Source organism: Streptomyces sp. NPDC002619 (assembly GCF_042889305.1).
Taxonomy (GTDB): domain Bacteria; phylum Actinomycetota; class Actinomycetes; order Streptomycetales; family Streptomycetaceae; genus Streptomyces.
Genome location: NZ_JBIAQV010000046.1, coordinates 31,983 through 50,171, shown reverse-complemented (window position 1 = coordinate 50,171; position 18,189 = coordinate 31,983). Strand labels below are relative to the sequence as shown.

Below are 18,189 nucleotides of genomic sequence, written 5' to 3'. Positions count from 1 at the left end.
GCTTGAGCCGGATGCGGGGATGACTCGCACGTCCGGTTCTGAGGGGGCTCCGGTGCAGCAATGCCCCGGAGCTACCCGACTGCTCAGCGTAGTGAACAACGACGGAACCACCGAGACCGGCTCCCTGATAGACGACATCGTCCGCGAGGGCGCCCGGCGGATGCTCGCCGCGGCCCTGGAAGCCGAAGTCAACCAGTACATAGCCGAGTTGGCCGACCAGCGGGACGAAGCCGGTCGCCGGCTGGTGGTCCGCAACGGCCATCACCGCGAGCGCACCGTGACCACAGCCGCCGGCCCGGTCCCGGTCAAGGCGCCGCGCGTGAACGACAAGCGCGTCGACGCCGCCACGGGCGAGCGCGAGCGGTTCTCGTCGAAGATCCTGGCCCCCTGGTGCCGGGAGTCCCCGAAGATCAGCGAGGTCCTTCCCCTGCTCTACCTGCACGGACTGTCCTCCGGCGACTTCGTGCCCGCCATGGAGCAGTTCCTCGGCAGCTCGGCCGGGCTCTCGCCGGCCACCGTGACCCGGCTGACCAAGCAATGGAGCGATGACCACGCCGTCTTCCAAGCCCGCGACCTGTCGGAATCCGACTACGTCTACATGTGGGCCGACGGCGTCCACCCCAAGATCCGCCTCGGCCAGGCCCGCTCCTGCGTCCTGGTCCTCATGGGAGTGCGCACCGACGGCCGCAAGGAGCTCGTCGCGCTCGCCGAAGGACTGCGCGAGTCCACCGAGTCCTGGGCCGACCTGCTACGTGACTGCCGGCGGCGCGGCATGCGGGCCCCCGAGCTCGTGGTCGGTGACGGCGCGATGGGCCTGTGGCGGGCTCTTACGGAGGTGCTTCCGCAGGCCAGGCACCAAAGGTGCTGGGTTCACAAAACCCGGAACGTGGTCAACGCCCTACCGAAGTCGGCCCATCCCGGAGCGAAGAAGGCATTGCAGGAGATCTACAACGCCGAAGACCGTGACCACGCCGAGAAGGCCGTCAAGGACTTCGATCGCGCCTACGGCGCGAAGTGGCCCAAGGCGGTGAAGAAGGTCACCGACGAGGCCGATGAACTCCTGGCGTTCTACGACTTCCCCGCCGAACACTGGGTCCACCTCAGGACGACGAACCCAATCGAATCCACCTTCAGCACCGTCAAGTTGAGGACCCGGGTCACCCGCGGAGCTGGCAGCCCCGCAGCGGCCCTGGCCATGGTGTTCAAGCTCGCCGAGTCCGCCCAGGCCCGCTGGCGCGCGATCACCGCACCCCACCTCGTCGCCCTCGTCCGCAACGGCGCCACATTCCAGAACGGCTACCTCGTCGAGCGTCCCGAAGTGAGCGCAGCATGACCAGGCACGGGAACCGTCCATTGCTCTTCCTGGACGTCGACGGGCCGCTCCTGCCGTTCGGTGACGGCCCGCAGCACGATCTGGCGGGCACCGCATCGAACTCGCACCTGGCGCGGCTCGACCCGCAGATCGGGCCGCGGCTCGCGGCGCTACCGTGCGACCTGGTCTGGGCCACCACCTGGGAAGAAGAGGCCAATATCGAGCTGGCACCGCGGCTCGGCTTGCCGCAGCTGCCGGTCGTGAACTGGCCAGAGCCCTCAGCCGCCCACGAACGCGAAGACCAGTGGTTCGGGCTCCACTGGAAGACCCGAACCCTCGTCGCGTGGGCGGACGGACGCCCGTTCGCCTGGGTCGACGACGAGATCACCGACGCCGACCGAGACTGGGTATCCACCCACCACCCCGCACAGGCGATCCTCCATCGCGTCGCGTCGTCCCGCGGCCTCACCGACCAGGACTTCGCAGTCCTCGATCAATGGCTACAACTGGCTTGAGGTTCTCCGCGATGATCCACAGGATTTGACAGTTACTCTCTGATGTCGGGTCCGCTGAGCAGCATGGTCGCCTGCGGAATTTCGGATGCGGTCATCGGACGGCGTCCTCGGCTCTCGGGTGGTGATTGCGGAAACGGGCCGGGGAGCGGCGGCCCGGTGCCGCTCCCCGACGTTGGGCGGCGGTACAGGAGGGGCCGCATGCGAGGGTTTTCACAGGCTATGGCGCATGGCATCGACGGTGATCCGCTCCACGACGCGGCCGCCGCGGACCCCGTACACCTCGGCCTGAAGGTCCATCCAGACGCAGACGTGGACGGGCAGCACCTGCACCTTGTCCCCGATGGAGGGCATCGAGAGGTCGTCCCGCGCGTCCAGCACGCCGTGCTCCTCGGACAGCCGGGTGAAGACCGCTCCCGGACGGTGGCGCAGGTGGCCGTACCCGTAAGTGGCGTCCTTGGTCGGCGTCAGCGTCTTGCTGCCGGCATCGATCGTGATGCGCCGGCCCGAGGTGCTCACGACGGTGGCAAGCACGGTCGCGGCGAGGGCGTCGGGGGTGCAGGCATGGCGCCCCAGGATACGGAGGTCGTTGTAGACGTAGGTGCCCGGGCGGATCTCGGTGATGCCGTCGGCCGCGGTGAGGTAGGCGGAGGTGATGGAGGACCCCGCGGAGGCGACCGGAACGTCCAGCCCGGCGGCTTCCAGATCCTCCCGGACGCCACCCATCACGGCGGCCTCCTGTCGTCCCACGGCCTCGATGCCGAGTTCGTCCGACGCGTCGTGGCTGTGTCCGGCGTGTGTCATCACCCCGCGGAACTCCAGCCCGGGGGCCCGGGAGACCTCCTCGGCCAGCTTGACGACGGCGGCGGGGGCGGCACCCACCCGGTTCATGCCGGTATCGACCTCCACCAGTACCGGGATGGTCCGGCCGGTGCTCCGGGCCAGCTCGCGGTACCCCTGGACGGCGCGCTGGCCACCTGGCCCACGAGCGCCTATGCCTTCGTGCTCACCTACGCCGCCGACCACGACGCCCCACTGCCGGAAGTCACCGACATCATCTCGTCCGGTGCCTCCCGCCACAGATGGGGGCGCCCCGTCATCCTCGGCCTGCTGGACTGCCTGGGTGCTGGCGAGCACATGCGCCAGGCTGCCCTGGAACTCCTCGGCCATGTGGAGATTCCCACGGATGAATGGGGGCACGACGAAGGACGCGGTCAGTCTCTGCCCGCGTCCTCCACCATCGCCGTCCACCTAGAAGACTGCTGAAAATCTTGCGGGGGCGCTGTCCGGTTGTAGGCCGGGCGGCCCCTTTCGCTATGCGTTGGCCGGGGCGAGGCGCCAGGTGTCGCCGGCCCGGGTGAGTCCGAGGTTGATCAGTCGGCGGAGGTTGAGGGCGGCGGCCCGGTGGTGGAGCCAGATGTTGTTGGCGATGACGCCTCGGTAAGGGACTCGGCGGTTGCCCTTGGCGACCAGCCAGGCGATGGCGCGTTCGACCGGGGGCCGCCATCTGCGGTATTCGTCCTGCCAGGCGGGATCGGTGGCGGCCTGGGCCCGGGCGGCGGACAGCAGTTCGTGCTGGGGGTGGACGTTGAGGGTGCGTCCGGTCTTGGAGGTGGTGCAGCGCTCGCGCAGGGGGCAGCCGGTGCAGGCGCGCTTGAACTGGGCGGTGCGGGCGCCGTCGACTTTGACCTGGCCGAGGTTGGCGGTGTGTCCGGCCGGGCAGGTCGCGGTGCCGGCGACCGTGTCGATGCGGAAGTCGTCGACGGTGAAGCCGCCGGGGACCGCATGCCGCAGCGGCGGCGGCTTGATCACCAGGCAGTGGCCGTCGGCCTGCAACTGTGCGCGCAGGTCGCCGGTGCCGTAGGTGGAATCGCCGAGCACGGTTAACTCCGCGTCCTGCTCCTCGTCGGCGAGCAGGCCGGCGGCGACGGCGGCCTCGTGGTTGTCGGGCCCGTAGCCGCCGGTGACAGCAACGGCGGTGAACAGCCCGCTCTCCGGCTCGAAGGACGCATGTCCTTTGAAGCCGTCCTGGTGGCGGGTGCGGTTCTTGTGGATGTGGCGTGCGTCGGGATCGACAGTGGACACGGTCCGGTCCACCGCCGTGCGCCGGGCGATGCGCCAGCGTCCGTCGCGTCCGTCGGAGTCCTCGGCCGGTTCCACGTCCTGCCCGGCGACCAGGGCCAGCAGGCCCACCGCGTTCGCAGCCTTCTCGCCCAGGTTCTGCTCGGGCAGACGTCCCAGTAGGTTGAGGGCGTCGGTGACCAGCGCGTCGACCAGCACGGCGCGGGCCGACTCGTCGTCCCAGGCGATCCTCGGCTTGCCCGGATCGGTGTAGTCGTGCGCCCGGCAGTGACTGGCAGCCACCTCCTGGGCACCGGGAACCTCCCGGATCACCCGCCGGATCGCGGAGATGATCTGGGTGACGGTGTCCTGGGTGGCCACCGCGTCATCGAGCACGGTGGAATCCAGCGCCCGCCGCTGCTTTCCCTTGAGCACACCGGTCGCGGCCACCACGTCCTTGACCTTGGTGAAGATCCGCATCGGATCGGCCGAGTGACGCAGGCGGCGCCTGAAGTACGTCAGCAGGGACGGATCGAACGCCATGTCGTACAGGCCGAGCCCGCAGGCGGCCTTCCACCGCAGGTCGCACCGCAGTTCCTGGACCGTCTCGAAATCCGACAGCCCCTGCAGGCTCTGCAGAACCACGGTCGCGGCCAGCACCTGCGGCGGCAGACTCGGCCGCCCGTTGGACGACGGATACATGTCCGCGAACATCGACGGCGGGAACAGTGCTTCCCGGTGCTCGGCCAGGAACGCGAACACGCTCCCCGCCGGGATCAACTCCCGGCAGGTCTCCCACACATCCGGCCCGACCAACTCTCCAGCCCATTCCCCCTGCATGCCTACAAGACTGGCCCCGACCCGGCCGAGTCGGGGCCAGAACCCGAGATTTTCAGCAGTCTTCTAGCCGACCAAGTCGCCTCGACGCTTCGAGAGGAGCAGGACGATGTCCAAGCCGACAAGGCCGCTGCATTGTTGCGCTCCTGGCTCCCGCACTGGGTGGCGACCACCAATCGCACTGCCATCGACCTGACGATCGACGCGCTCGCCGAGACCGCCGACACGAGCCAGGAACTCGCTCAGGCCACGGCCGAACTGGTCCCACTGCTCCCCGAGCCGGACTTGGCCCGCTATGCGGCAGCACTGGCCGCCAAGCTTGACCCGCAGCGCTCCCCCGCCCCCACCATCGACCCAGCGCTGCGCACCACCCTGATCAACTTCCTCCACGCCGCCAAGGACAGCACCGACCCGGGAACCGCTGAAGCCACCACCCGGGTCATCGACGGTCTCACCGCTGGCCTGGAGGCAGAGCCTCCCGCAGGGGACTTCTCCCGCGAAAGCCTTCCCTATCTGCTGTCCACCGAGCAGGGCGCAACTCAGGCTCCGGCCCTCGCCGCACGGATCATCAACGCCATCCCGCCTCAGGCCACCGCGCACGCAGTGCTGATGACCGGGTTGTTGCACCAACTCTTCAGTGACCCTGTCGTACGAGACGAGCAACTGGCCAACGCACTGGCGAGAGTGCAGCAGTGGATCAATGCGGGCCAACCCGGCCCAGCCATGGTCTTCGCTGCCCACTATGCGGACCAACCCGCGGTAAACGACCAGTGGCTGGTCTGGATCGCGCAGCAGTGGGGCACCCTCGCCTCTCCCGAGCGCAATCTCGTCCTGCGAGCGGCAGGCCGGGACGACCTCTTGGCTCCTCACGCGGCAGCGCAGCATCTGACACCACTGCTTTGGGAGCATCTCCTTGACCCTGCCGCCGATTCACCGTGGGAGGCGGCCCCGCGGCTCTGGGTCGCCTTGAACGAGAACCATCGCGCCCGACTGCTGGCAGGCGAACGAGGACGCTGCCCGGAACTGGCGCGGCAAGCCGAAGAAGCTCCCGCGTCCGTACTGTTCGGTGCGTTGCAACTCGCCGGCGAGGACCTGGAAAGCGTCCTACAGCTCCTCCGGGAGGCCCACGAGACATCGGCCGCTGTCAACCAGTTCGTCGAGGACTTGCTGGAGGCTCCCGCGTGGCAGCCTGATCGGGCTCAGAAGGCCGTCAAGGGCATCCCCGACCCGACGGCCGTGTGGACCACTGCGCTCACAACAGCCGCCGAAGGCCACGATGCACTGCATCGAGCAGCCACAATGATCCGCACACTGGCGGAGTCACATCCGGACAGCGCGCCAGCAGCGTTCGTGGAAAACGGGGCCTTCCCCGTGATTGTGGACACCGGTTGTCATGCGGCGGTGGCCAGCGTAGTTGATCGCTGTTCGTAGGTGATCGGGCTGATCTGGCCGAGGCGGGAGTGCCGTCGGCGGGTGTTGTAGCGGGTCGCCCATCGGAAGACCGCGAGGCGGGCCTCACGGGCCCCGTTCCACCGCTTGCGTCCCTGGAGCGTCTCGCGTTTCATGGTCGCGTTCAGACTCTCCGCGGCGGCATTGTCCGCACTTGTGCCGACCGCGCCGCGTGATCTGGTCACGCCGAGCTCGTCACAGACCTGGGCGAACTCCTTCGACACATATTGCGCCCCGTTGTCGCTGTGAAATATCGCCCCGCGCAGACCGTCCCCACCGCGGGCCCTCGCTGCGGCCCTGAGCGCGTCGGTGACCAGCGAGGTCCGCATGTGGTCGGCGATCGACCAGCCCGTCAAGCGTTTCGAGCACAGGTCCAACACCGTTGCCAGATAAAGGAATTGGCCGTTGCCGATCGGGAGATAGGTGATGTCTCCCACGTACTTGGTGTTCGGCTCCTGGGCAGCAAAGTCCCGCTGGAGCAGGTCCGGCACCGGTGTCGCCGACGGCTCGGGAATGGTGGTGCGGACCTTCTTGCGCAGGTGCAGCCCGACGATGTGGAACTTGCGCATGACGCGCTCGACCCGCTTGTGATTGACCCGCCGACCGGAGTCCTTCAGCTCGGCGGTGACGCGCGGGACTCCGTAGGTGCCGTCCGATTCCTGATGGATCCGGTTGATGTGCTCGGCGAGCTCGGCATCCGCCCTCGCCCGGCCGGCCCGCACGGATGCGCCAGCCAGCCACCGGTAGAAGCCGGACCGCGAGACCGCGAGTATCCGGCACAGCCGCTTGACGCCGAAGGCGCCACGGTGATCCTCGACGAACTGGAAGCGGCTGCTCACCAGCTGGTCTCGGCCGCAAAATACTTCGCGGCCCTCCGCAGGATCTCCCGCTCGAGCTCGAGTTCCTTCACCCGCGCCCGCAGCTGCCGGTTCTCCTTCTCCATCGCGGTGGCCTCCACCGCCCCGGGCCGGGCGGCCTGCTCGGCATCCCGCACCCACGTGCGGAGCGTCTCGTGATTGACGCCCAGGTCCTTGGCCACCGACGCGTACGTCCCACCCGGGCTCGAGTGATACAGCGCGACGGCATCGGCCCGGAACTCAGACGAGTACTTCGACGTCCCCAACGGGAACTCCTGTCCTATGGATCATCACGATCCAATGATCAGGGTGTCCACGATCAAGGGGAAACGCCCAACTTCGCATCTCTTGTTCACGACCACACCGACACTGACACTGCCGAGGCACTCGGGCACGCAGTCCAGCCGATGCGCGCACAAGCACGCGCCATCGCCAGGACACTCACCGGCGAGCACAACACCACCAGCGAACAGAAGGCAAGAAACGTCGCCTCCAAGCGAGCCGCAGGAATCCGCCGCTGAACGGCGTGTCGGCGCGCATCACGGCTCGGGACCAGGCCGTCCACCGCCGCGAGACGCAGAGTCTCATTGTCAGTGCCGTGCAGCACCATGTTCGCCATGACCGACTACGCCCTCACCCACCTCGGACCGCACCGGTTCGAGGAACTGTCCCAAGCTCTTGCCCTTCGGGTACTCGGGCCGTCCGTGGAGGTCTTTGGAGGCGGGCCTGATGGCGGACGCGAAGCCTCGTTTAATGGCTTAGAGCTCAGTCCAGCTCAGCGGAGAGCAAAAATCGGTCAGTACATCGAGCTGCCGCAAGACCTACATTGCGGCCTACCGCTCCGACGGCGGCCCCGACTACACACGGCTGAGCGAGCGCACTACCAAACCGGTGTGCGGCAAGTCGATCAGCATCTCGGTGACCGTCCCCGCGGACACCGTCGACGGAGCGGACTTCTTGTACATCTGCCTGCAAGACACCCTCAACAACGTGGCGTGCGAGACCTTCAACAGACCATAGCCGGGTGACTCTGGGCTGTGACGGGCCCCGGTGCAGTACAAGGTCCGCACAGGCTCTGCGACGGTTGCAGGGGCCACACGGCAGACCTAGCGTGGAAAAGTGGCCGACCTTGACACAGCGTCCGATGCCGGTCCGGCGTTCGGGAACGCTGGCGCGGCGCTTGCGGTGGTCGGCCCGGTGGGAACGGTGACACGGTGGACGGACGCCGCGTGGCAGCTGCTCGGCTATCGGGCCGAGGAGGTTCTGGGGCGGCCGGCCCGGACGCTGCTGGCGTCCCCGAGTGTGGCCCGGGGCTGGTTCGAGAATGAGTGGTCGGGGCGCGTTGCGCTGCGCCGTCGTGACGGGCAGGCGGTGGGTGTGAGCCTGCGGGTGTCCGCGCTGCCGGGGGCGGAAGGGACCGTGGACTGGCTGGTCTCGGTGATCGGGGCGGCTGAATCGACGCCGGCGGTGTCGGTTGCGGAGAACTGTCCCTTCCCCATGGCGGTCTGGGATTCGCAGCTGCGCATGGCGTGGCTGAACGAGGCCCTCGCGCGGGCTTACGGAAGTTCCCGGGAGGAGCGGCTCGGCCGGCCGTTGGAGGAGTCGCCGCTGTACGCGGACACCGGCCAGGTCGGGGCACTGCTGCGGCAGGTGTTGGAGACCGGCGTTCCGATGATCGACCACGAACTGGACCAGCGGGACCGTCGTCGGCGTCGCACGTACGCGCTGTCGGTGTACCCGGTGGAGAACGCGCGGGACGGCGAGCCTGGGGTGTGCTCCCTGAACGTGGACGTCACCAGCTCGCGGCGAGCGCGAGAGCGGGTGACGCTGTTGAGCCGGGCGGGCACCCGCATCGGCACCACCCTGGACATCATGCAGACCGCGCAGGACCTGGCGGACGTCCTAGTGCCGGTGCTGGCTGACTACGTGACCATCGACCTCGCGGACGCGGTCGAAGTCGGCGACCAGCCGCTCGCACGGCTCGGCGCGACGGGCGAGGGCGGTATCCCTGCGTTCCACCGCGGGGGCGTGGCGTCGATCCACGAGGGCATACCGGAGTCCCTGTGGCCGCGTGGCGAACCGGTTTTCGTCCCCCCGCACTCGCCCTTCATCGAGGTCCTTTCCTCCGGGCGGTCCCACCTGGAGCCCGTCCTGGACGCCTCTCCCGGCACGTGGCTGGATCACGACCCGCGACGGCGCGAGAGAATCATCACCCTCGGTATGCGCAGCCTGCTGATCGTGCCGATCCACGCCCGCGGCGAGATCCTGGGCGTCGCGGTTCTCGTCCGTACGGAGAATCCGGTGCCGTTCGACGAGAACGATCGCTTGGTCGCGGAGGAACTGGTCAGCCGGGCGGCATTGAGTCTGGACAACGCACGCCGCTACGCCCGCGAGCACACCGCAGCCCTGACGCTGCAGCGCGACTTGCTGCCGCGCCATCTGAGCGGCGGGAGCGCCGTGCACGTGGTGTGGCGCTACCTGCCGTCGGACACGCGGGGTGGCGTTGGTGGCGACTGGTTCGACGTGATCCAGCTGTCCAGCGCCCGGGTTGCCCTGGTGGTCGGCGACGTCGTCGGCCACGGCCTCAACGCCGCGGCGAGCATGGGTCGGGTCCGCACCGCGATGATCACTCTCGCCGCGCTGGACCTGCCCCCCGCCGGGGTGCTGGCCAACCTCGACGACCTGCTCGCCCGTCTCGCGGCGGAGGAAGTCGAAGCTCAGACCATGCCCACCACGATCATGGGGGCCACCTGCCTGTATATCGTCTACGACCCGGTCAGTCATCGGTGCACCGCGGCGCGGGCCGGCCACCCGCCGCCTGTGCTCGTCGACCCCTCGGGTGCCGTCACGCTGCTCGACGTCCCCCCGGGGGCGCCGCTAGGCGTGGGCACTCGGACCTTCGAGGCCGTGGAGCACGAGCTGAGCGAGGGAAGCGTGCTCGTCCTCTACACGGACGGTCTCATCGAGACCCGTGACCGCGACATCGACTTCGGGCTGAACCGTCTGTGCTGCGCCCTCACCCAGCGGCCGGGGGCCCCGTTGGAGGACCTGTGCTCCGCGGTCGTCGGCACCATTACGACCGGAGAGCAGTCCGACGATGTCGCGGTGCTTCTGGCGCGGACCCGCTCGCTCGGTCCGGAGCAGGTCATGGGGTGGGAGCTGGCCGCCGACGCCGCGGCCGTCGCCAGCGTCCGCGCCGCGGCCGTGCGGACGCTGGCGGATTGGGGGCTGGAACGGCTCGTGCCCGCCGCCGAGCAGATCATCGGCGAACTGCTCGCGAACGCCGTGCTCCACGCGGTGGGCCCGGTGCAGCTGCGCCTGATCCGCCACCAGGTGCTGGTGTGCGAGGTCTTCGACCGCAGCCTCAACACGCTGCGGGCGCGCAGCGCCGGACCGACCGACGAGGACGGCCGTGGTCTGGCGATCGTCGCTACGCTCGCCTCCCGTTTCGGTTCCCGGGAGACGCCGAACGGCAAGTGTGTCTGGGCCGAACTGCCGTTGCCACGCGGGCGGTAAATCGCTGCGGTCTCGGGGTCGTTGCTGAAGTCGGGCTTCATGCGTTTGGCCTTTCAGGGCCCGGTCAAGGGGGCATGAGAAGGGCCCGCTCAAGACAACGGGGCCTGGAACGTGGGCCGCCCGTCAGCGGGCAGCAGGGGCCAGGGACATCTGGTCATCGCTGTGCTGCCAGGCGCCGCGCAGCCGCTGGCGTTCCCGGTGGCCAGGGCCCGGGCGATGCACATCGTCTCGGGACGGGACACCAGTGCGGCCGTGCTCGCCCGCATCGGCACAGGATGCGACGGGTGAGACCGAAGCCCGGATCGACTTCGAGAAGCTACTCCTCATCTCGATCTCGCCGTAGCCTCGGGCTGTCAAGGGCGACCTCGACGGCGTTGCGCCGGGCTTCACCCACCATGGGCCGGCCGGGCCTGCGAGCGGCTCTGACTGATCGGCGGCCCCGAAGCTGTGACGCCCACACACAAGTGTTATCGCCCGCTGGATCGAAGACTGCACGACCGAACATGCGCAAGCGCCCGAGCAGCCCCAGTAGCACCAGGGCTTGAACCGTCCCCTGCACCTTCATGACCGTGTCGTTTTGCCGGCCGACCATGCTCATGACCGCACCCATGAGGGCCGGCCCTGTCAAGGGCGTACGGTCCCTGGCCTGCGGCGTTTGTGTTTGCGCTGCGGCGTGGGAGCTGTTCCAGGCGATTGGATACGACGACGGTTGTCTCGTCCCCCGGAGCGCGCGTGGTCATCTCAGAGATCTCACATGCACCCATTCGGCACCGTGGCCCGACGGGCTGTGGCGCCATGACCGTGGTCCGGGGATCCGGGCTGCTCAGTCAGGTCATCGAGCGCGGCAGGGCCTGCTCATGCGGTTTTGCGAGCGCACCCGGAGTCGGTGCTCCGCCGCCTGGCGGGAGGTGTGGTGGGCTTCTGTAGTCATCGGCGCTTCCTGCCGTGCGGGGTGTCGGCCTGCTCGCGCAGGAGGTGCCAGGCGCGGGTGAGGAGTTTGCGGGCAATGGCGGTGGTGGCGATCTTCTTGCCGCGGCGTCGGGCGATGCGCTGGTAGGCGTCGGCGAACTCCGGGGAGCGCTTTGCGGTCTGGGCGGGAACCCTTCGCGACAGGTTCAAGGATCGCCACGCACTCCACATGATGCGTCATCGCGGGCGAGCGCCACGACGAGGCGAACATGACCAGCATCGATCGCTGACCGCTGGCGCCGCACACAGTTCCGCCTCGCTGATCGTTCCCTTCAGGCCCAGCAGCAGCCTGTCGTTGTGATCGCTGGGGTCATAGACGCCGTCCGGGTCACCGAGCAGAGCCCCCGCCAGGGCGCACAGTTCAAGTAGTTCCTGCCACTCGCGGCCACTGCGAGCCAGCCGGGACATCTCGATGCCCAGCACGATCCCCACGTGGTCCAACCCGACCTCGGAGACCAGGCGTTGGAAGCCGGGCCGCGCATCGATCCCGGACGCGGAGTGCCCGAGATCCTCGTCGATCACCAGCACCCGCGACGACGGCCACCCCAACGCGACCGCCCGCTCGACCAGGGCGTACTGCAGCCGCGTGGACTCCTGATGGTCCTTCACCTGCCCGGCAATGGACTGCCGGACATACACTGCCGCGAACCGGTCACGGTGCCAGGGCTGGACCTTGCCCTCCAGGCGCTCCCACGACAGCCCCACCGCCGTCATCATCCACACCCCCGCCCGAGCCCTTGGGCGGCATCGCCGTCGCCATCCGCTCCACCAGCAGGCCCAGTAAGCGCTGCACCACCACCCGGTTCACCTCCGGGAAGGACTCCCACCTCGGCGGACCCGCTGACGCGGTTCCGGACTGGGGGGCACGGCCGTGTCTTCTCCAGCCATCGCGACCCACCCCCCTCGTCTGCCTCGCCCTGTCCCTCCCGAAGCCGCCGGACCGTTCCGACCAGCGCCAACAGGGCATCAACCCCTATGACCGGGGCATTCCCCATCCAGCCTTCGCCTATGTCAGCACTGCGGCTTGCTCCTTGAACGGTGCTTCAACCGCCTCAAGCAGTGGCGTGGCATCGCGACCCGCTACGACAAGACCGCCGAGTCCTACCAAGCGGCCGTCACCCTCGCCTCGCTCCTGATGTGGGCGTGACATTTGAAGACAACTCCTAAACGGCCTGGCCGAGGTTCGCTTCGGTACGGCCGTGCCCGATAGGGGCGCCGGGATCAGCGGCGCACTTCGCCGCGCCCGCTTGGCGCCGTAACCCGCAAAAGCAGTGGCCGCGCGGGCTCGGGGCCACATACGTTCGCCTCCATGGTTGACGCAACTTTCGGGCATCCGCGCCTCGCCGCCATCTACGACCCACTCGATCCGGACCGCAGCGATCTCGACGCGTATCTCGCGATGGCGGAGGAGTTCGGCGCGCGGTCCGTGCTGGACATCGGGTGCGGTACGGGCGTGTTCGCGCTGCTGCTCGCCGAGCGCGGGATTACGGTCACCGGGATCGATCCCGCGCGGGCGTCCGTCGACGTCGCGCGTGGCAAGCCGGGCGCGGAGCGGGTGCGCTGGCTCGACGGCGACGCGGGGGACCTGCCACCCATGCAGATCGACCTGGTGACGATGACCGGGAACGTCGCCCAGGCGATCGCCGATCCGCAGGCGTGGCGTACGACGCTGCGCGGCGCGTACGAGGCGCTGCGGCCCGGCGGGCGGCTTGTCTTCGAGACGCGCGATCCAGCGCAGCGCGTGTGGGAGGAGTGGGCGGAGTGGACGCGCGAGACCACGTACCGCATGACGGACATCCCGGGCGTCGGCCACGTCGAGACCTGGGCCGAGCTGACGGACGTGAGCCTGCCGCTGGTGAGCTTCCGGGGTACGCACGTGTTCGCTGCGGACGGGGACGTACTGACCTCGGAATCGACACTCCGCTTCCGCGAACGTACGGAGATCGAGCGGGACTTGCACGAGCACGGCTTCGTCGTCGAGGACGTACGCGACGCACCCGACCGGCCGGGCAGGGAGTTCGTGTTCGTGGCGCGGCGCGGTACCGCGGAGCCCGTCCCTCCCGGAATGCCCTAGCCTGTGCGTTTCACTTGCCGCGGTGTCCGGATCTTGATCCGAAACGCGAAAGTGCCCTCTGAGCTGGGAAGATGAGGCTTGTCGAAGGTCTCTGTCATCCCAGCAGGAAGGCACTTTCTGCGTGCACACTACCGGGGCGCGCCCCAAGCTCATCGTCTCGGCTGACGGCCACGGGGTGGTCAGCCATGCCGGGTCCCGTCTGCTGGCCGATCTCGCTGACGCGACCGGCCTGACCGCCGCGTTCACCGACGCGCTGCGCCGCCTGCGGCCACGCGGCACCGGACACAACCCGGGCAGGATCGCGGTGGACGTGGCGGTGATGCTCGCCGACGGCGGCGAAACCATCGCCGACTTGGCCCTACTGCGCGACCAGGCCGACGTCTTCGGCCCAGTGGCCTCTACCCCGACCGCCTGGCGCCTCCTGGCCGGCATCGACCACACGGCACTGGCAGCACTGCGCACGGCCCGAGCTGCAGCACGCGAGGTCGCCTGGCTGCAGGCCACCGAGACGGACAGCGGCATACCCGCAGCCCAGGCCGGCGGGCGGGACCTGCCCGGGCTGGTCATTGATATGGACGCCACCCTGGTCACCTGCCACTCCGAGAAAGAGCAGGCCGCACCCACCTACAAGCGGCGCTTCGGCTATCACCCGCTGTTGTGCTTCCTGGACAACACCGGCGAAGCCCTGGCCGGACTGCTGCGGCCAGGCAACGCCGGCGCCAACACCGCCGCCGACCACATCACCGTCCTCGATGCGGCGCTCGCCCAGATCCCCGACGACCGCCGCCACGGCACCCCCATCCTCGTCCGCACTGACAGCGCCGGAGGAGCCAAAGCGTTCCTGGCTCACCTGCGGGCCCTGCGCGCCCGAGGCGTCCACACATCCTTCTCGGTCGGACATCCCGTCACCGAGCCGGTCCGCCGCGCGATCCGCGCCCTGCCCGATGAGGTCTGGCACCCCGCGCTGGAGCAGGACGGCACCCTGCGCGTCGGCGCCGAGGTCGCCGAGCTGACCGGCATGCTCGACCTGGACGGCTACCCCGACGGCACCCGGATCATCGTCCGCCGCGAACGCCCGCACCCCGGCGCCCAACTGTCCCTGTTCGACCTCGACGAGGGCATGCGCCACCAGGTCTTCCTGACCGACACCCCCTACGGCGAAAGCTCGCTGCAGCACCTGGAGGTCCGTCACCGCGCGCACGCACGCGTCGAGGACCGCATCCGCTGCGGAAAGACCACCGGCTTCGGCCGCTTCCCCTCCCGCCACTTCCCCCTCAACCAAGCGTGGTTGGAGCTGTCCCTCGCCGCCACCGACCTGCTCGCCTGGACCCAGACCCTGCTGCTGCAAGGAGAGTTGGCCACCGCCGAGCCAAAGAAGCTGCGCTACCGGCTGCTCCACGCAACCGCCCGCATCACTCGCGGCGGCCGCCGCCTTCGCCTGCGGATCGCCGCGACCTGGCCCTGGCGGCACGAACTCATCAACGCGTTCAACCGCCTCACGGCACTACCACCCTCAGTTCCTTCACGAACAGTTCGTGGTGCTCAAAGACGGCGCTATAGCTGCATCCGGCGGATGCTGCGAGCTGTCGGATATCGGTGCCCGGTCGGTCACCGCTGGCGTTGAATTGTCCATTCGGGTCTTCCTTTCGGTCCGGCGGACATCCGAGCGGGCCGGCCAGATCGCCTCTGTCTGCGAAGCCAGGCTGCCAGATGGCACCAACCTCGGTGATGCGACTGTTCGCGGAGTGGAGGTGTGGGGGGCGTCGACCTTGATGACGGATCCCTCATCCACAGCCGAGCCCGCGTCGCACTCCGAATCGATGACACGCCCCTGGCCCCGCGAACATCTCGCCGGGCAGACGCTGCCGGTCAGGCTGCCGTTGCACCTGTCACTTCTTGTCGAGCTGTGCCTCGGTCGGCGCGGCTGGCGGTCCGTCGGCGTGCTGGTGCTCGGCTTCAACGCGGTGGGGTTTCGAGCTGAGCTGGAGCGCGACGATGATCGCGGCGAGGACTGCGAGACCGGTCGCGATGAGGAACGACAGGCGGTAGCCGTCCACCAGAGAGCTGCTGTGGCCAGAGGCGGCCGCAGCGGCGGTGGCGAGAATCGCGAGGCCGACCGCGGCGCCGGTCTGCTGGCTGGTGGTGAACAGAGCCCCGGCCAGTCCCTGGTCGCCGGCCCGGACTCCGCTGGTGATCGCGATCGACGCGGTCGGCAGGGCGAGCCCGACCCCGGCCGCGGTCAGCACCAGGCCGGGCAGCACCGCTGCGGGGTAGCTGGCCCCGGCGGTGATCTGGGCAAGCCACAGCTGTCCGGCGCCCATGCTGGCCAGCCCGGCAAGCAGGAGGCCCCTGATGCTGAACCGGGCCAGCAGCCGACGGGTGCCGAGGGTGGAGACGAGCACGACGGTGGCGGTCGACGGGACCAGCGCCAGGCCGGTCGCCACCGGGCTGAACCCCAGCACCTTCTGCAGGTAGAGCGAGGCGAAGTAGACGTAGCCGGCCAGGATGGCGCCGATCAGCAGCATTGCCGCGATCGCGGCCCGCCGGGCCGGCTCCGCCAGGATCGACAGAGGCAGCATGGGTGCCGCGGACCGCTTCTCGGCGAACACAAATCCCGTGGTCAGAAACACGGCCAGGGCGAGAGTGACGAGGGTGGCGGGCGCGGTGAAGCCGTGCTGCTGCCCGCTGCTGAGTCCGAAGATCAGCGCGGCGATGCCGGTGGTCACCAGCAGCGCCCCGCGCACATCGACGCTGCCGCGACTGCCGGACCGCTTCGCGGCCGGCAGTCGCGGTACCAGCGCGAGCATGATGGCGATGACCGGCGGGTTGATCAGGAACACCGCCCGCCAGCCGAGGTACTGGGTGAGCAGCCCGCCGGCCACGATCCCGGCGGTCGCGCCCGCCGCGGTGGTGGCTTGCCACATCGCCAGCGCCCGGTTACGGGCGGCCCCTTCTGCATTGGTCGTCGTCAGCAGCGACAGCGCGGCCGGGGAGGCCATCGCCCCGGCCGCGCCCTGCACAATCCGGGCGATGATCAGCATGATCGGCCACTGGGCGAGCCCGCAGGCCAGCGACGCGATCCCGAACAGGGCCAGGCCCAGGGCCAGGACCTGCCGCCTGCCGAGCAGGTCCGCCAGGCGGCCGCCCGCAAGCAGCAGCGATCCGAACGCAAGCGCGTACCCGGTGACGATCCACTGCAACTCCGCTGCGGGCATGCCCAGCTCCCGCTGGATCGACGGCAGCGCCACGTTCACGATGCTGAAGTCCAGTTGCAGCACGAACTGGGCGGCGCAGATCAGCGAGACGACAAACGCGGTCCGTTGTGAGCCGCTCGCAGCGTGCCGAGGCGTGGCGTCATTCTTCGGGTGGTCTGCCATGGGCGAATCCCCTGTCCTGGCGGTGTTCCTTACTGGTTCGTCGGCGTCAACCACGCCCGCCGGAACTTCGATGGCGGTCCGGCGGCAGCGCGCACAGATAGACTGCATCTGTCTGGCAGATGGAACTGTCCAGATGTGCTGCAGTTCAGGCCTAGAGGCGGTGGCCGATGGAACTCAGACAGCTACGTCACTTCCTGGCGTTGGTCGAGGAACGCAGCGTCACTCGCGCCGCCAAGCGCGAACTCATCGTGCAGTCAGGCCTGTCGAACTCGCTCCAGGCCCTCGAACGCGAACTCGGTACGGCCCTCTACGTCCGCGGGACCAGGCCCGTCCGGCTCACTGCGGCCGGCGAGGCTCTGGTGGGCCCGGCCCGCCGGACCGTGACCAGCGCCGCGCAGGCGGAAGAGGCCGTACATCACACCCGTGACGTGCTCATCGGCACACTGCGCCTCGGCGTCTCGCTCTCCGCTCAGCATCTGGTGCCGTTCGCTTCCTATCTCGGCGAGTTCACTCGCGATCATCCCGGCATCGACCTGCGCCTGCAGTACGCGCCCGCGCTGACGATGATCTCGATGCTCGAGGCCGGAGAACTGGATTGCGTGATCGGACCCGCGGTCAGCCAGGTCCCGGGCGTCCGGATGACCCGCCTGGCGCGAGAGCCGCTGCACCTCGTCTGCCGCGCCGATCATCGCCTGGCGGAGCGCACCGAGGTCAACATCGGACAACTGGCCGACGAGCGGTTCGTCGAGGTACCCCCGGAGTGGACGGCCCGCCTGTTGAGTGACGCCGCGTTCACCGGCGAAGGAATACAACGCCGCGTCGTCTGTGAGGTCGGCGACTGGGAACTGTTCCTCGAACTGGTCAGCGCAGGCGTCGGTATCGGCTTCGCTCCAGTCGGCCTGCAGTACCCGGTGCTGACCGCACCGGACAGCGTTCTGCGGCTGATCGCGGTCGAGGGCGTGCATCTGGAAAGGCACATCTACCTGATGCTGCCCTCGGCGGGCGAGACCAGCCCGGCAGCCCGGCAGTTCGCCGATCAGCTGCTGCGTATTCACCCCGCGGGCAGCTGACCCGGCGCCTGTTGGCCAACGCAGCCCTGTCGACCCAGAAGTGGCGCGGCCGCCGGTGCGCCCATGCCGCGACCATCTGATCGTCAGATGGGCTCCATCTGAGACAGGTGCGACGCAGGCGACATCAGCGGCAACGAAGGCGCGGTTGTAGCGGG

12 protein-coding genes and 2 pseudogenes are annotated in these 18,189 nt (G+C 68.9%); 8 read left to right on the top strand and 6 right to left on the bottom strand.

Annotation, left to right across the window (positions count from 1 at the left end; all coding sequences use genetic code 11):
* The first annotated feature begins 79 nt into the window (after positions 1–79).
* Positions 80–1,333: an IS256 family transposase gene (locus tag ACFYXB_RS38310; protein WP_389589609.1), complete on the top strand. Its 1,254-nt coding sequence runs from the start codon at positions 80–82 to the stop codon at positions 1,331–1,333.
* A complete protein-coding gene (locus tag ACFYXB_RS38305; RefSeq protein ID WP_327129489.1) occupies positions 1,330–1,827 on the top strand; it encodes an HAD domain-containing protein in 498 nt (165 codons plus the stop codon). Before ACFYXB_RS38310 ends, ACFYXB_RS38305 begins: the two co-directional genes overlap by 4 nt.
* 210 nt (positions 1,828–2,037) lie before the next feature.
* On the opposite strand, the gene ACFYXB_RS38300 is transcribed toward ACFYXB_RS38305, so the two are convergent.
* Both ACFYXB_RS38300 and ACFYXB_RS38295 read right to left on the bottom strand, forming a co-directional pair.
* Entirely contained in the window at positions 2,038–2,994 is a 957-nt protein-coding gene (locus ACFYXB_RS38300) for an alanine racemase (protein ID WP_389589606.1), read from the bottom strand.
* A 144-nt stretch (positions 2,995–3,138) separates the two neighbouring features.
* Positions 3,139–4,725 (bottom strand): IS1182 family transposase, encoded by a 1,587-nt coding sequence (locus ACFYXB_RS38295; protein WP_389589605.1) that lies wholly within the window; start codon positions 4,723–4,725, stop codon positions 3,139–3,141.
* Between the two features lie 159 nt (positions 4,726–4,884).
* On the opposite strand from ACFYXB_RS38295, the gene ACFYXB_RS38290 reads away from it, so the two are divergent.
* Complete coding sequence (locus ACFYXB_RS38290; protein WP_389589604.1) at positions 4,885–6,153, top strand: hypothetical protein; 1,269 nt, start codon at positions 4,885–4,887, stop codon at positions 6,151–6,153.
* Here the strand turns inward: ACFYXB_RS38290 and ACFYXB_RS38285 are convergent.
* Positions 6,114–7,294, bottom strand: a protein-coding gene (locus tag ACFYXB_RS38285) for an IS3 family transposase (protein WP_389589603.1) whose coding sequence is annotated in 2 segments (ribosomal slippage) — positions 6,114–7,027 and positions 7,027–7,294 — 1,182 coding nt in all. Because the reading frame shifts where the segments join, the coding sequence is not laid out codon by codon here. The genes ACFYXB_RS38290 and ACFYXB_RS38285 overlap by 40 nt on opposite strands.
* 853 nt (positions 7,295–8,147) lie before the next feature.
* Here ACFYXB_RS38285 and ACFYXB_RS38280 point away from each other — a divergent pair.
* A complete protein-coding gene (locus tag ACFYXB_RS38280; RefSeq protein WP_389589602.1) occupies positions 8,148–10,544 on the top strand; it encodes a SpoIIE family protein phosphatase in 2,397 nt (798 codons plus the stop codon).
* Between the two features lie 927 nt (positions 10,545–11,471).
* Here ACFYXB_RS38280 and ACFYXB_RS38275 read toward each other — a convergent pair.
* Positions 11,472–11,663, bottom strand: a complete 192-nt coding sequence (locus ACFYXB_RS38275) for a hypothetical protein (RefSeq protein WP_389589601.1) — start codon at positions 11,661–11,663, stop codon at positions 11,472–11,474.
* 27 nt (positions 11,664–11,690) lie between these two features.
* A complete protein-coding gene (locus tag ACFYXB_RS38270) occupies positions 11,691–12,230 on the bottom strand; it encodes a recombinase family protein (protein ID WP_389589600.1) in 540 nt (179 codons plus the stop codon).
* A 313-nt stretch (positions 12,231–12,543) separates the two neighbouring features.
* On the opposite strand from ACFYXB_RS38270, the pseudogene ACFYXB_RS38265 reads away from it, so the two are divergent.
* From ACFYXB_RS38265 to ACFYXB_RS38255, 3 genes and pseudogenes are all read left to right on the top strand, one after another.
* Positions 12,544–12,660, top strand: a pseudogene (locus ACFYXB_RS38265) (IS5/IS1182 family transposase); the annotation flags it as partial.
* 162 nt (positions 12,661–12,822) lie between these two features.
* Entirely contained in the window at positions 12,823–13,587 is a 765-nt protein-coding gene (locus tag ACFYXB_RS38260; protein ID WP_093931067.1) for a bifunctional 2-polyprenyl-6-hydroxyphenol methylase/3-demethylubiquinol 3-O-methyltransferase UbiG, read from the top strand.
* Positions 13,588–13,708: 121 nt separating this feature from the next.
* Positions 13,709–15,097 (top strand): annotated as a pseudogene (locus tag ACFYXB_RS38255) (IS1380 family transposase); the annotation flags it as partial.
* 379 nt (positions 15,098–15,476) lie between these two features.
* On the opposite strand, the gene ACFYXB_RS38250 reads toward ACFYXB_RS38255, so the two are convergent.
* Complete coding sequence (locus tag ACFYXB_RS38250) at positions 15,477–16,964, bottom strand: MFS transporter (protein WP_389589599.1); 1,488 nt, start codon at positions 16,962–16,964, stop codon at positions 15,477–15,479.
* Between the two features lie 167 nt (positions 16,965–17,131).
* Between ACFYXB_RS38250 and ACFYXB_RS38245 the strand changes: the two genes are divergently transcribed.
* Positions 17,132–18,034 carry a LysR family transcriptional regulator gene (locus ACFYXB_RS38245; protein ID WP_389589598.1) on the top strand — a complete coding sequence of 301 codons (903 nt, stop codon included), beginning with the start codon at positions 17,132–17,134 and terminating at the stop codon, positions 18,032–18,034.
* Positions 18,035–18,189 lie beyond the last annotated feature (155 nt).

Excerpts from the sequence above, each read along its gene's own strand:
- ACFYXB_RS38305 (WP_327129489.1), top strand. The coding sequence starts at position 1,330 with ATGACCAGGCACGGGAACCGTCCATTGCTCTTCCTGGACGTCGACGGG.
- ACFYXB_RS38300 (WP_389589606.1), bottom strand. The coding sequence starts at position 2,994 with ATGGCCGAGGAGTTCCAGGGCAGCCTGGCGCATGTGCTCGCCAGCACC.
- ACFYXB_RS38295 (WP_389589605.1), bottom strand. The coding sequence starts at position 4,725 with ATGCAGGGGGAATGGGCTGGAGAGTTGGTCGGGCCGGATGTGTGGGAG.
- ACFYXB_RS38270 (WP_389589600.1), bottom strand. The coding sequence starts at position 12,230 with ATGATGACGGCGGTGGGGCTGTCGTGGGAGCGCCTGGAGGGCAAGGTC.
- ACFYXB_RS38260 (WP_093931067.1), top strand. The coding sequence starts at position 12,823 with ATGGTTGACGCAACTTTCGGGCATCCGCGCCTCGCCGCCATCTACGAC.
- ACFYXB_RS38250 (WP_389589599.1), bottom strand. The coding sequence starts at position 16,964 with ATGGCAGACCACCCGAAGAATGACGCCACGCCTCGGCACGCTGCGAGC.
- ACFYXB_RS38245 (WP_389589598.1), top strand. The coding sequence starts at position 17,132 with ATGGAACTCAGACAGCTACGTCACTTCCTGGCGTTGGTCGAGGAACGC.